Consider the following 15,347-nt stretch of genomic DNA (forward strand, 5'->3'; position numbering starts at 1 on the left):
CTGCTTGTGAAGATCGGTTTAGTGGATGAAACAGGCGCCGGAGACGGCGCCTTATTACATTTGGCGCAGCGCTGGGGGCTGGAGCAGGACGACAGCGCCACGCTGGCGCTGGTGCTGACAGCTCAGCATCTGGAGCTGCGTAAAGTCGATGAGCCAAAGCTTGGCGGCATCTTTGTCGATTTCGTTTCCGGCGCGATGGCGCACCGGCGCAAATTTGGCGGCGGACGCGGCGAAGCGGTGGCGAAAGCGGTGGGCATCAAAGGGGATTATCTGCCCGACGTGGTGGATGCGACGGCAGGATTGGGGCGCGATGCCTTTGTGCTGGCCGCGCTGGGCTGTCGCGTGCGTATGCTGGAGCGTCATCCGGTGGTCGCGGCGCTGCTGGAAGATGGTTTGCGGCGTGGTTATGAAGATGCGGAGATCGGCGGCTGGCTGCGCGAGCGGCTGACGCTGCTGCATGTGGTCAGCCAGCAGGCGCTGAGTGATATCACGCCGGCACCGGACGTGGTGTATCTCGATCCGATGTATCCGCACCGGCAGAAAAGCGCGCTGGTGAAGAAGGAGATGCGGGTGTTTCAGTCGCTGGTGGGGCCGGACGAGGATGCCGATGCGCTGCTCGAACCGGCGCGCCGTCTGGCGAAGAAGCGCATCGTGGTGAAGCGCCCGGATTACGCACCGCCGCTGGCCGGCGTCGCCACCCAATCGGCGGTGGTGACCAAAAGCCACCGTTTCGATATTTATCCGCCGTTGTCGTAAGCAGTCACTATGGGCTTAGCGGCGTGAATCATCGCGTCGCTGCAAGCCATATAATTTCATATCATGACGATGCATAACGTGGATTGTGCATAGCCATAAGTTAACTGGTTAAAACTCATATCTTTACTGTCTTCCGCCCGGAAATTCACTCCTTCCAGACTTATGCTAACCCATCAAGTATATTTCCGTTATTTTTTTTTTGATATCAGTGTTGCTATTTTTATGTTTTTTGTTTTTAAGGGTGAAATTACTGATAAACATCCGGCTATATAAGATTTTTCCCCTAAGAGATTAATCTTAATATTTATTTAAGTCATTGATAAAATTAATTATCTGTATTTTTTATCTGGATTTGTTTTGCGACATGTCTCAATAAGAAAGTGCGGTCCTTGTTGATATTATTTCCGCGTTAAGGATGGGGCTTTCATTGTGCTCTCTCATCCGGGAAATTTCTCAACGCTAACCTGGTTGTTTAGCGTGACTATTAAAATACATGGACTAAATAAATTATGAACGCCATCCCCGTTAATGTCGCCGTTGTAGACAAAAAAACGGTTGTCGAAGCGCAGGTGCTTCGCAACGGTAAAAATGGAAAACCAGTAAAAATCAAAGCCATTGCCAATGGGAAATATATCCTTGCTGAAGGTGAGAAGGGTGTTGCACCTGAAAACATCACCGTCAAGCGCGTAGGCAAAAGTCTCTGGGTTATCCTGGAGGATGGCGATCTGGATAAACCCGACCTCATCATTGAGGATTTTTTTGTTTACCCTGGCCAGCTGGTTGGTAAAGCAGAAGATAACGCTTTCCATGAATACATCGCCTCTGATGCGCGTGATGATCACGAAGCTGCAGCGCTTGCTGATGGCGATTATTCAGCGCTGGTACTCGGGTCAGATTCCGTCCCGGGGCTGGATAATCTGCTGATTGCCGAAAATGGTCTGATTAATCCGATGTTGTTAGGCCTGGGTTTACTCAGCGCTATTGGTGCAGCGGCAGGCATCATTTATCACAATCACAAAAAAGATCACGGTAAGTCAGGTGAGGGTGAAGGCGGGAATCTGCCTGATCCGGTATTCACGCGAGGCGCAACCATTGATGCGGTGACGGATAACGTGGGCGCCATTCAGGGACCGCTGGCCAGCGGCGACTATACCGATGACGCGACGCCAACTCTGAGCGGCACCGGCACCAATCCTGGTAATACTGTTGAGATCTGGGATAACGGCACAAAAATTGGTGAAGCCATTGTCGATCAGGACGGTAACTGGACATTTACGCCAGGCACGGCGCTGGCTGAAGGCGACCATAGCTTTACGGTGATTGAACGCGACGGTAAGGGTAACACCAGCCAGCCTTCCGAACCGTTTGAGCTAATTATCGATCTCAAAGCGCCAGCACAGGCGACGCTGGACAGCGTATTCGACGATCACGGTTCGCTCACCGGGTTGATTGCCAACGGCGAGGCCACCGATGACAATACGCCGACCCTTTCCGGCAAAGCGGAACCGTACAGTACCGTATCGATCTACGACAACGGTGAAAAAATCGGTGAAGCACTGACTGATGCCAACGGCAACTGGACCTTCACCCCTGCAACGGCACTGGCTGATGGTGAGCACGCATTCACCGTGGTAGCTGCCGACCGTGCCGGTAATATCGGCCTGCCCTCTGCTCCTCACATCATCACTATTGATACGCAGGCACCGGTAAATCCGGGCATTGGTGAAGTCACTGACAACGTGGGTAGCATTGTCGGACCGGTAGACAACGGCGGCAGCACCGACGACAGGACTCCTACCATCGGCGGCGGCGGCACGCCTGGCGACGTGGTAACCATTATTGATGACGGCAAGCCGATTGGCAGCACTGTCGTGGGTGATGACGGCAAGTGGGAGTTTACGCCGGAACAACCCTTGGAAGATGGTGAGCACAACATCGGTATCATCATCACCGATCCGGTCGGCAACGAGTCTGCACCTTCAGATGATTACACCATTATTGTCGATACCCAGGCACCGGATAAGCCGCGCATTGTTGCGGTTATCGACAATCAGGGTGAACAGCAGGGTGAACTGCAGCCGGGCGATACGACCGATGATGCGCTCCCGACCATAAAAGGCGAGGCTGAAGCTGGCAGCATTGTTAACCTGTATGACAATGGCGTGCTGATTGGCTCCGCGCGTGCAGACGCCGCAGGCAACTGGGAATTTACTCCGAACAAACCGCTCAGCAATGGCGGACACTCTCTCACGGCAGAAGCAACTGACGCGGCGGGTAACGTCAGCGAAACGTCTGACAGCTTTGATTTCACCCTGATCACCGGTGGTGTGCCAAGCGCGCCGGCGATTATTGGTGTGCTGGACGATGTGGGTGATATTCAGGGCAACGTCGCGAAAAACGGTGTCACCGATGACACCCGCCCAACCGTGCATGGCACGGCGCAGCCAGGCTATACCGTTTCCGTTTATGACGGTGATGTGCTGCTGGGCACCACCACCGCTGATGAAAACGGCCGCTGGCGCTTTACACCGGAAGTGGACCTGGCTGAAGGTGAACATCAGCTGTCCGCTACTGCTACCGATGCGGCGGGCAACATTAGTCCGCAGACCGGCGTGTATCCGATCATCATTGACACTACCCCGCCAGAAAATAGCGGCGACAACACCCTGACTGATGATGTCGGCGCGATTCAGGGCCCGATTAACAGTGGCGATACCACTGATGACGCCACGCCAACCTTTGACGGTAAAACTGAGCCGGGCGCTGTGGTAATTATCCGTGATAACGGTGAAGAAATTGGCCGCGTTGTCGCGGACAAAGACGGTAACTGGACATTCACCCCGGAACAACCGCTAGCCGAAGGCGATCACAGCTTTACCGTACAACCGGTAGATAACGCCGGTAACAAAGGTGAAGAAAGCGCGCCAGTCGACTTCATCGTCGATACCTCTGGTGTTGAAGTGACGATTATCAACGTCTATGACGACGCAGGCGAAGCTGGCTACGTGCAAAAAGGTGGCGTGACTAACGATGCTACGCCGACCATCAATGGTTCAGCGACGCCAGGCGCGCTGATCCATATTTATGACAACGGTGAGCTGATTGGCTCCGCGCTGGCAAATTACAAGGGCGAATGGTCATTTACACCAGCGGAGCCGCTGAATGAAGGCGAACACAGCTTTACTGCCACGGCGACGACCGAAGCCAATGGCGTCAGCGCACCGACCGCACCGTTTGATCTGATCATTGATATCACTGACCCAGGCAACGACGGCATTGACGAGGTGCAGGATGACGTAGGTAGCGTTCAGGGACCCGTTGAAAGCGGCGAGGTGACTGATGACAGCACGCCAACGCTGGTTGGTGGCGGCACGCCGGGTGACGTGGTGACCATTATTGATAACGGCGAAACCATCGGTAGTACCGTCATCGGTGATGACGGCAAGTGGGAATTCACGCCAGAAACGCCCCTCAACGACGGTGAACACGAGTTTGAAACCATAATCACCGATCCGGCGGGTAACACCAGCGAACCGTCCGATCCTTACACTGTCATCGTGGATACCACCCCACCCGCGAAACCGGAAATCGGCGATATCATTGACGATGTCGGTAACGAAACCGGGCCGATCGAAAACGGAGAATCAACCGACGACACGCAGCCGACCATCGGCGGTGGCGGCACACCGGGTGACGTAGTAACTATCATCGACAACGGTAATCCAATCGGCAGCACCGTGATCGGTGACGATGGCAAGTGGGAATTTACCCCGGAAGAGCCGCTGGAAGACGGCGAACACAATATCGGCATCATCGTGACAGATCCGGCAGGTAATGAATCCTCACCGTCTGACGATTACACCATTATCGTGGATACGCAGGCGCCAGAAAAACCTGTAATTAAAGAAGTATATGATAATCAAGGTGATAAGCAGGGTGCACTCAATCCGGGTGAGGTGACGGATGACGCCCAGCCGACCGTGCGCGGCGAAGCGGAGCCGGGTAGTCTGGTCAATCTGTATGACAATGGCCAGCTGGTGGGTTCAGCTGTCACGAATGCTGAAGGCCAATGGGAATTCACGCCAACCCGACCGCTGCTGAACGGCGCGCATTCACTCACTGTGGAAGCGGTCGATGCGGCCGGTAACGTTAGCGAACCGTCCGACAACTTTGACTTCATGCTGGAGGCCGGCGGCGCGCCGACCGCACCGGCGATCACTGGCGTAGTGGACAACGTCGGAGATGTGCAGGGCGCAATCGAAAAAGGCGGCGTGACCGATGATGTCCGTCCTGGCATTAACGGTACCGCGCAGCCGGACAGCGTAGTCACCGTGTATGCCGATGGTAAAGTGCTGGGGACCGTCCTGACCGATGCCGCAGGCAAATGGTCATTCACGCCGGATAGTGACCTGGCCGAAGGCCTGCGCAATCTGAGTGCCACCGCGACCAACGCGGCCGGTAATATCAGTCCGTCAACTGGCCTCTATCCGATTGTGATTGACACCACCGCGCCAGATGCCAGCAGCGACAATCAGCTGACGGATGACGTTGGCGACATTCAGGGGCCGATTAATAGCGGCGATACTACGGATGACGCGCAACCAACCTTCAGCGGTGTGACCGAGCCGGGTGCGACCATTATTATCCGCGACAACGGCCAGCCGATTGGCAGCGCGGTCGCCGGTAAAGACGGCAACTGGCGCTTTACGCCGGACCAGCCGCTGGCGGATGGCGATCACAGCTTCACTGCGCAGCCAGTTGATAAAGCCGGTAATAAAGGTACGGAAAGCCAGCCAGTTGACTTCATTGTCGATACCTCTGCGGTGCTGGTGACCATCAATAGCGTCTATGACGATGCGGGTTCTGTCACGGGCAACCTGACCAGCGGTGCGGTCAGCGATGACACCACGCCAACCCTCAACGGTTCGGCGACGCCAGACGCACTGATTCATATCTATAACAACGGCACGCTCATCGGTTCCGCAAAAGCCAACTACAAAGGCGAGTGGAGCTTTACGCCAGATGTTGCGCTGGCGGAAGGTGAACATCACTTTACGGCTACGGCGACAAACGCCGCCGGAACCAGCGCCGAGTCGTCACCTTTTGACCTCACCATCGATCTGACCCCGCCAGTCGTGGGCGGTATTGATAGCGTACAGGATGACGTGGGCACGGTGCAGGGCCCGGTCGACAACGGTGGCATTACTGACGACACCACGCCTACGCTGGTAGGCGAAGGCGTGCCGGGCGATGTGGTGACCATTATCGATAACGGTGAAACCATCGGCAGCGCGGTAATTGGCGAGAACGGCAAGTGGACCTTCACGCCGGAAACGCCGCTCAACGACGGCGAGCACAAATTTGAAACCGTGATCACCGATCCGGCCGGCAACAGCAGCCAGCCGTCCGATCCGTACATTGTGACTGTTGATACGCAGGCGCCGAACAAGCCAGCGATTACCGAAGTGTTTGATGACCAGGGCGATCGCACCGGTGCGCTGAAATCCGGTGATACCACCGATGACAGCATTCCTACCGTGAAGGGCACTGCGGAAGCCAACAGCCTGGTGAAAATTTATGACAACGGTGAACTGATCGGTAGCGTGCGCGCTGACGGGCAGGGCAACTGGCGCTTCGAACCGGGCAAACCGCTGGTTAACGGCGCACACTCGCTGACCGTGGAAGCGATCGACGCGGCGGGCAACGCTAGCGAGCCATCAGAGAAGTTTGACTTCTCGCTGGCAGCCGGCGGTAAGCCAACGGCACCGGCTATCACTGGCGTGATGGACAACGTAGGTGACATCCAGGGTGCAATCCAGAAAGGCGGTCTGACCGACGACGCGCGTCCGACCATCAACGGTACCGCCCAGCCGGGCAGCATCGTTACGCTGCTGGTTGATGGCAAAGCTGTGGGCAGCACCCAGGCCGATGACGCCGGGAACTGGTCATTTACGCCGGACAGCGATTTGGCGGATGGTGTGCGCAACATCACTGCTACCGCCACTAACGCGGCCGGTAATATCAGTCCGGAAACCGGGGCGTATCCAATTGATATCGATACCTCCGCGCCAGAAGCCAGCAAAGGTAATCAGCTGATTGACGACGTTGGCCTGGTGCAGGGTCCGATTAACAGCGGCGACATCACCGATGACGCGACGCCAACCTTTAAAGGTAAAACCGAGCCGGACGCGACGGTAATCGTGCGCGATAACGGTAAAGAGCTGGGGCGCGCGGTAGCCGATAAAGACGGTAACTGGAGCTTCACGCCGGATCAGCCGCTGGCGGATGGCGACCACAGCTTTACCGTTCAGCCGGTGGATAAGGCCGGTAACAAAGGGCCGGAAACTGACGCCATTGACTTCACCGTAGACACCTCCAAAGTGGTGATTGCTATCACTCAGGTGTATGACGATGCGGGCAGCATTACCGGTAATCTCACGTCCGGTCAGGCGACGGATGACACCACGCCGACCCTGAAAGGCACCGCTACCGGCAACGCGCTGGTGAAAATTTACGATAACGGTCAGCTGATTGGCAGCACGGTGGCAGCCAAAGACGGCAGCTGGAGCTTTACGCCTGGCGTTGCGCTGAGCGAAGGGCCGCACAGCCTGACGGCGACCGCCACCACGCCAGCACACGGCGAGAGTGAGGCCACAGCCGCCTTCGATATCACTATTGATGTTACGGCACCGAACAACGCGGGCATTGAGGATGTCCGTGACGATGTGGGTACAGAGCAGGGCACCGTGGACAACGGCGGCGCGACTGACGATACCACCCCAACGCTGACTGGCGGCGGTAAGCCGGGCGACGTGGTAACCATTATCGATAATGGTGAAACCATCGGCAGCGCGGTAATTGGCGAAAATGGCAAGTGGACCTTCACGCCGGAAACTCCGCTCAACGACGGTGAGCACAAATTTGAAACCGTGATCACCGACCCGGCGGGCAACAGCAGTAAGCCGTCCGATCCGTACATTGTGACTGTTGATACGCAGGCGCCGAACAAGCCAGCGATCACTGAAGTGTATGACGATCAGGGCGATCGCCGTGGACCAATCGCTGCAGGCGACACCACTGATGATGCGACACCGACGGTACGCGGTACCGCTGAAGCCGATAGTCTGGTGAATATTTATGACAATGGCGTGCTGATAGGCTCAACCCGCACTGACGGCAAAGGCAACTGGAGCTTCGAGCCACCGTTACCGCTGGCCAACGGTGCCCATGCGCTGACAGCGGAAGCGGTAGATGCCGCTGGTAACGTAAGCGAGTCGTCAGACAAGTTTGAGTTTGGCCTGATCAGCGGCGGTGTGCCGAATGCGCCGGCGATTACCAGCGTAATGGATAACGTAGGAGACATTCAGGGCCTGGTGCAGAAGGGAAGCGTCACCGACGATGCACGACCAACCATTAACGGTACCGCACAGCCGAACAGCCTCGTTACGCTTTATGCAGACGGCATTAAGCTGGGCACGGTAACGGCAGACGCCAACGGTAACTGGAGCTATACGCCAGCCAGCGATCTGCGTGACGGCGTGCATAACATCAGCGCGACTTCCACCAATGCTGCCGGCAACGTCAGCCCGGAAACCGGCGTCTATCCGATTGAAGTGGATACCACGGCGCCAGGCAACATCATCAATCCGGTACTGACGGATGATGTCGGCCAGGTACAGGGGCCGATTCGCAGCGGCGAGACCACCGACGATGCCACGCCGACCTTTAGCGGTAAAACTGAGCCGGGCGCTACGGTAATTGTGCGCGACAACGGCAAAGAGCTGGGCAGAGCGGTCGCCGATGACAGCGGTAACTGGACGTTTACCCCGGGCACGCCGCTGACGGATGGCAAGCACAGCTTCACCGCGCAGCCGGTCGATCTCGCCGGTAACCAGGGCCCGATTGGCGGGGCGATTGACTTTACCGTCGATACTTCTGCGGTGGTGGTAGCGCTGACCCGCGTGGAAGACAACGCCGGCAGTGTCAAAGGCGATCTGAGTTCCGGCCAGGCCACCGATGACACCACGCCAACGCTGTACGGCACCGCGACGCCGAACGCGCTGGTCAAAATTTATGACAACGGCAAGCTGATTGGTCAGGTAAGCGCTAACGCGCAAGGCCAGTGGAACTTCACGCCAGGCACAGCGCTCAGCGAAGGTTCGCATGCCCTGACCGTGACGGCGACCACTGAAGCACACGGCGAAAGTGAGCCAACCAGTCAGTTCGATCTGCTGATTGACATCACCGCGCCGAATAAGGGCGTGATTGATTCCGTCAGCGACGACGTCGGCACGGTTCAGGGGCCAATTGACAAAGGCGGCTATACCGATGACACCACGCCAACCCTGTCCGGCCGCGGTACGCCAGGTGATAAGGTCACCATCATCGATAATGGTACGCCAATTGGTGAGGTCACCGTTGGCAACGACGGGCGCTGGAGCTTTACCCCGACTACGCCGCTTAACGATGGTACGCACAACTTCACCGTGGTGATGACCGATCCGGTGGGCAACAGTTCGGCACCGTCTGACGTCTGGCCGGTGATTGTCGATACCCAGGCGCCGAATCCGGTAGTGCTCACCAGCATTATGGATAACGTCGGCAGCGTGACCGGTGAGATTAAGCGCGACGGCGTGACTGATGATAAGCGGCCAACGCTTAATGGCACCGCCGAGCGTGACAGCCTGGTGACCATTTACATTGGTGAAGATGCAGTAGGCTCGGTGAAAGCTGATACCAGCGGCAACTGGAGCTTTACGCCGGGCAGCGATCTGGCTGACGGACGCTATGAGTTTACCGTCACCGCCACTGACGCGGCCGGTAACACCAGCTATCCAACCCAGCCGTGGGCGATAACCGTTGATACCGTGGCGCCAAACCTGCCAGCGATTGTCCGCGTCTACGATGACGCCGGCAGCATCACCGGTGATGTGCTTAATAACGGTATTACCGATGACAAGCGGCCGACTATCAGCGGCACCGCCGAGGTCAACAGTATCGTTACCGTATATATCGACGGCACGCCTGCCGGTACGGTACGCACCGATGGCAGCGGTAACTGGAGCTTTACCCCGGGCAGCGATCTGGCGGACGGCCTGCACCGCATCACCGCCACCGCCACCGATACCGCGGGCAACACCAGCGGCCAGACCGCGGCGTGGAACATTACCGTAGACACCGTGGCACCAAACGCACCGGTCATTGTCACCATTGAAGATGATGTCGGCAGCATTAAGGGCAACATCGACAAAAATGGCTTCACTGACGACAAGCGCCCGACCCTCAACGGCACCGCCGAGGCTAACAGTCTGGTGACGGTTTACATTGATGGCATCGCCATGGGCAGCGCCCGCGCCAATGGCAGCGGTAACTGGAGCTTTGTACCGGGCATTGATTTGGCGGATGGCCTGCATCACATCAGCGCCAAAGCCAGTGATAGCGCTGGCAACAGCAGCGGTGAGGCTGTGACCTGGGATATCACCGTTGATACGGTCATCAGCACCCCGACCATCGATACGGTGTATGACAACGCCGGCAGCAAAACCGGTAATGTGGCTAACGGCGGCAAAACCGACGATACCACGCCGACCCTGTCGGGCAAGGCGGAAGCAGGCAGTGTGGTAACGATTTATGATGGTTCAAAGATAATTGGCTCGATTACAGCTGGTATTAATGGTGAGTGGAGTTTCACGCCCTCTATAGCCCTGAACAATGGTAATCATTTATTTACCGTACAAGCCGCAGATAAAGCAGGTAACTCAGCTAGCTCTGCTGGTTGGTCAGTATCAATTAGTCCTGATATTACGTCTGGTTCTGATAACTGGGATAATGTCCCTGCACGCACCTTCTCAAATGGCGGGACATATAAAACGTCATCAGGACTTACATTAACATTCATTGATGTTGGGCGTACCTCAGGGGTTTCAGGTACTGACCATTTTAAAACGGGATTTTATCCTGATGGTGCATTATATTATGGTCAGTATGGCGCAGCATTATTGTTAAACGGCTATTCAAAAACACGGATTGATTTTGGAGGAACACAGAAGGTAAGTTACACAATAGGTCAGGTTCATGCCCCTGGAACATCGATTACATTTTATGATGAATATGGTAATTCATTAGGAAAACAAGATATAAGTAATGCTAGTCCTAATAAGCAGTACAAAAGTTTTACTGCTTCAGCTGATAAAATTATTGCTTATATGGAGGTGACTGTTGGAGGTGAGGTTCCTGGGACTGGTGCAGCAGCAGATTATGGTCTTTTTATAGATGATTTAGTATGGGGGCGTGAGAACAACTCCTTACTGGGAAGTAATGGATTTGTGGATATCGAGCAAGATGATTTTATAGTTGATGATCAATCAATAAAAATCAATGAAATATACTTGGATGACATCTTAATTGATGAGGTAAGTAAAAATGATTTTTCACTTTCTCAAAATTATTTTCATGTAAAAGATCCGATAAATAATGAAGTGAAACTCTCTGATTTGTTTAAGGATGGCACCGATTTAGGAGATTGGACTAAGATTGCAGGAACAATCACGCAGGGCGGAGAAATTTATGAAGTATATCGTCACAGCGGAGTGGAAGGGGAATTGCTGGTGCAGCAGGGGGTAAAAGTCGAACTGGATAATCATTAATCAGCCGTGGCTTTTTTAACCTGTTAACCATCAATACTAATCGGGTGCCCTGTTGGGCACCCGTGGAGGAGTTATGAAAACTTTCAGCCTTACCCTGCTGGCCGCACTGCTGGCCGGTTCCGCCACTTTTAGTCATACTGCACTGGCGGCGAAACCGTTCGGCGAACTGTATCAGTCGGTGAGCGGCGTGCCGGCATCGCAGACCCAGGTGGTGTACTACCGCACCCTCGCGCAAACCGGCAACGATGCGGCGCACGTGTATGTCGATGGCGAATTCCAGACCGCGCTGCTGCCGGGCGGTTTCAGCGTCTTCTGCCTCAAACCGGGCAGCCACTCGCTGGATAACTACATGAAAGACGCGCCGCGCTACAGCGGTAAGCGCGCCCAGGCGTGGCGCGACAACTTTGCCGGCGGCACCACCTACTTTGTGCGCCTCGGCAACGTCACCACTGGCCAGCCGCAGGTGGTCAGTCGCCAGCAGGCGGAGCGGGAACTCAACGGGGCGCAGCAGCAGATCCACGCGCTGTCACGTGCGTCAGCGGTGGTGAAGTGTGACAACCTCGCGCCGCGTAGCTACAAAGACTACGTGCTGGCCGGTGACGTGCTGTTTAACTTTGGCAAATCGTCCATTGGCGATATCTCCGCCGCTGGCCGCCGCGCGGTTGGCGCACTGATTGCCGAGCTGCAGCGCGATCGCGCCGAGCTGAAGAGCCTTGAAGTGATTGGTCACACCGACCCGATTGGTAACGCCAGCGCCAACCGCCAGCTCGGTCAGCAGCGCGCTGCGACGGTACGCCAGATGCTGATTGACGGCGGCCTGCCAGCCACGGTGATCCGCGCCAGCAGCGCGGGCAGCAGTGAACCGGTGGTGGAGTATTGTGAAGGATCGCGCGCCGCACAGATTGCCTGTAACGCGCCGAATCGCCGGGTCGTCGTACGGGTGGCGCTGAACCAACAGCCGTAAGCGTCAGGAATTTCCCTAAGCCATGTTGTAGTTGTTCTGTTATTGCAGTCTTTTGCCCCTCGGTCCGAGGGGCTTTTTTACTGGTTATTCCTCTTCCTCGTCGCGCAGCGGCACAATCAGCATATCGATATGCACGGTATTGATCAGCTGGCGCGCCGACGACATCAGCTTGCTCCAGAAATCCTGATGATGGCCGCACACCACCAAATCGACATCGTATTTTTTAATCGCGTCCACCAGCACCTGGCCGAGATCGCCACTGCCGCTCAGGGTTTCGCTAATCGGATAACCGGCGTTGGTGGAGAGCTCTCGCAGCGCGGTGTGTGTCTCTTCCGAAATACGCTTCTGCATGTCGCCGAGGTTGACGTCAATCAGCCCGGTGTAGAGATCTGAATAGTTCACATCAACGTGAATCAGCGAGATTTTTGCATCATAAGGACGGGCCAGTGATACCGCTTTATCAACCAGTAACTGGCTTTCCGGGGAAAGGTCTACTGCAATCAGGATGTGTTTATAAGCCATGATAAAACTCCTTTCTCAAGATTCTGGGGCAACCCGAATTTGTGCCGTTCGGCTGGCGTAATCCTTTGCGCGTAACGGCGATGAAGCGCCACCAACCACAATGTCAGCCACGCAGGCGAATAATTGTTATATCCCGAGTATAGCCAGAGTAGGTAGCAAATGCTGCAAACCGAAGCCCGGCTGTGAGTCAGATCATGGCTTATCGCTTTTTTCGCTCGCGCTGAACGAAAATCATCGCTGGAAAAAATTTAAACAGATCTCCTACACTGAAAATGAGGGCCACTCCCGTCCGGGTAGCGCGCTCAGGTCCGCATAACAACAATGCAATTCGATTCATCTGTGGCTGGCTTATTTCCCGTGGGGCGTCTGCAGCTTTTCCCCGCTGCACGTAACGTCATTGCGGCTCCAGCCGGGAGGGGAACATGATCAGCACTATCGCGCTTTTTTGGGCTCTGTGTGTGGTTTGTCTGGTGAATATGGCGCGTTACTTCTCATCGTTGCGCTCACTGCTGGCGGTGCTGCGCGGGTGCGATCCGTTGCTGTATCAGTATGTTGATGGTGCCGGTTTCTTTACGTCCCACGGTCAGCCGAGCAAGCAGGTGCGGCTGGTACGCTATATCTGGGAGAAACGCTATCGCGATCATCACGACGATGAATTTATTCGTCGCTGCGAGCGGGTGCGCGGTCAGTTTGTTCTGACCAGCGGGCTGTGTTTTCTGGTGGTGGTGAGCCTGATCGCCTTAGCGATTTGGCACTGAGAAGGGGAGCGGGTTCTGTCGCGGCGCGCTGTGTTGTATTCGCAACGCACCAAGACAGAACCCTGCAACGCTGAAGCGTTAAATCAGCTTCAGCGCAATCCAGTACAGCGAGCCAGACAGCAAAATACACACCGGCAGGGTGAATACCCAGGCCATCGCGATATTTTTGATGGTGCGGCTTTGCAGACCGCCGCCATCTACCAGCATGGTACCGGCAACCGACGATGACAGAATGTGCGTGGTCGAAACCGGCATCCCGGTGTAGCTGGCGATACCAATCGACACCGCCGCCGTTACCTGGGCCGACATGCCCTGCGCATACGTCATGCCTTTTTTACCAATCTTCTCGCCGATGGTGGTCGCCACGCGGCGCCAGCCAATCATGGTACCGATGCCGAGCGCCAGCGCGACCGCCACGATAATCCATACCGGCGCATACTCGATGGTGCCGAGCAGATCGCCTTTCAACTTATTGAGGAAGCGCTTATCGTCGGCGCTGGTCTCCGGCAGCTTAGCGGCTTTGTCCGCGGTGTCGGAGATGCACAGCAGCAGACGGCGCATCTGACCGCGCTGGTCAGGCGTGAGATCGCTGTAGCTCTGCAGATTACCCAGCAGACCCTGCGCACGGTTAATCGCATCAAGCGCACGGGAGCTGTCACAATGGAACTCCTGCGGGCCGCCGAGCGACTCTTCCGGCGTCGGCACCGCCGGTGGCGCCATCTGCACGATGTGCGTCAGCGACTGGCCGTGCTGCTGGTAATACTGCTCCAGATGGTTCACCGCGTCGCGCGTACGGGTGATGTCATAACCGGAGGCATTCATATTCACCACAAAGCCCGCCGGCGCGACGCCAATCAGAACCAGCATGATCAGGCCGATGCCTTTCTGACCGTCGTTGGCACCGTGCGAGTAGCTCACGCCAATGGCGGAGACAATCAGCGCGATACGCGTCCAGAACGGCGGCTTTTTCTTGCCGTCGATCTTCTCGCGGTCAGCAGGCGTCATGTGGATGCGAGCCCGTTTCTTGGTGCTGCTCCAGTAGCGACGCAGCAGGAAAATCAGGCCACCCGCAATGATCAGACCAACAATCGGCGACAGAATCAGGGAGAGGAAAATATTGATGACTTTCGGCAGGTTCAGCGCATCCACCACCGACGTGCCGGTCATCAGCGCATTGGTGAGACCAATACCGATGATGGCGCCGATCAGCGTGTGCGAACTGGACGCCGGTAAGCCGAGATACCAGGTACCGAGGTTCCAGATAATCGCCGCCAGCAGCATGGAGAACACCATGGCGAGCCCATGCGCCGAACCGACATTCAACAGCAAATCGGTTGGCAGCATATGCACGATGGCATAAGCCACGCTCAAACCGCCGAGCAGCACACCTAAGAAGTTGAACACACCGGCCATCACAACCGCCAGTTGCGCCCGCATCGCACGGGTGTAAATGACTGTAGCGACCGCGTTGGCAGTGTCGTGAAAGCCGTTGATTGCTTCGTAAAACAACACAAACAGCAGAGCAAGAACCAATAACAGGCCGGTGCTTAGGTCAAGACCAGCAAACAGATGTAGCATAAACGTTACGCCATTTTGGAGGACATGAACGCGGCGCATTATCTGCGACAACGTGCGCTATGGGAAAGAAAAATATAGCTCTTTTTTGTCTTAAATTTGTCATCCGGCAGGTAATTAAAGGCA

Annotated in this window: 6 protein-coding genes; 4 read left to right on the forward strand and 2 right to left on the reverse strand. The window is 55.9% G+C overall.

Annotated features, from left to right (window positions below; translation table 11 throughout):
- Positions 1–6: 6 nt before the first annotated feature.
- From rsmJ to E7738_RS15050, 3 genes are all read left to right on the forward strand, one after another.
- Complete coding sequence (gene rsmJ / locus E7738_RS15040) at positions 7–756, forward strand: 16S rRNA (guanine(1516)-N(2))-methyltransferase RsmJ (protein WP_021508104.1); 750 nt, start codon at positions 7–9, stop codon at positions 754–756.
- A 509-nt stretch (positions 757–1,265) separates the two neighbouring features.
- Positions 1,266–11,402: an Ig-like domain-containing protein gene (locus E7738_RS15045; RefSeq protein ID WP_394515763.1), complete on the forward strand. Its 10,137-nt coding sequence runs from the start codon at positions 1,266–1,268 to the stop codon at positions 11,400–11,402.
- Positions 11,403–11,475: 73 nt separating this feature from the next.
- Positions 11,476–12,366, forward strand: a complete 891-nt coding sequence (locus E7738_RS15050) for an OmpA family protein (RefSeq protein ID WP_394515764.1) — start codon at positions 11,476–11,478, stop codon at positions 12,364–12,366.
- A gap of 84 nt (positions 12,367–12,450) precedes the next feature.
- Here the strand turns inward: E7738_RS15050 and uspA are convergent, their stop codons facing one another.
- Positions 12,451–12,888, reverse strand: a complete 438-nt coding sequence (gene uspA / locus E7738_RS15055; protein WP_021508107.1) for a universal stress protein UspA — start codon at positions 12,886–12,888, stop codon at positions 12,451–12,453.
- A gap of 422 nt (positions 12,889–13,310) precedes the next feature.
- On the opposite strand from uspA, the gene uspB reads away from it, so the two are divergent.
- Entirely contained in the window at positions 13,311–13,646 is a 336-nt protein-coding gene (gene uspB, locus E7738_RS15060; protein ID WP_010618665.1) for a universal stress protein UspB, read from the forward strand.
- Between the two features lie 78 nt (positions 13,647–13,724).
- On the opposite strand, the gene pitA is transcribed toward uspB, so the two are convergent.
- Complete coding sequence (gene pitA, locus E7738_RS15065) at positions 13,725–15,224, reverse strand: inorganic phosphate transporter PitA (RefSeq protein ID WP_021508108.1); 1,500 nt, start codon at positions 15,222–15,224, stop codon at positions 13,725–13,727.
- Positions 15,225–15,347 lie beyond the last annotated feature (123 nt).

Source organism: Pantoea sp. SGAir0430, assembly GCF_043549295.1.

Excerpts from the sequence above, each read along its gene's own strand:
- uspB (WP_010618665.1), top strand. The coding sequence starts at position 13,311 with ATGATCAGCACTATCGCGCTTTTTTGGGCTCTGTGTGTGGTTTGTCTG.
- E7738_RS15045 (WP_394515763.1), top strand. The coding sequence starts at position 1,266 with ATGAACGCCATCCCCGTTAATGTCGCCGTTGTAGACAAAAAAACGGTT.
- E7738_RS15050 (WP_394515764.1), top strand. The coding sequence starts at position 11,476 with ATGAAAACTTTCAGCCTTACCCTGCTGGCCGCACTGCTGGCCGGTTCC.
- pitA (WP_021508108.1), bottom strand. The coding sequence starts at position 15,224 with ATGCTACATCTGTTTGCTGGTCTTGACCTAAGCACCGGCCTGTTATTG.
- uspA (WP_021508107.1), bottom strand. The coding sequence starts at position 12,888 with ATGGCTTATAAACACATCCTGATTGCAGTAGACCTTTCCCCGGAAAGC.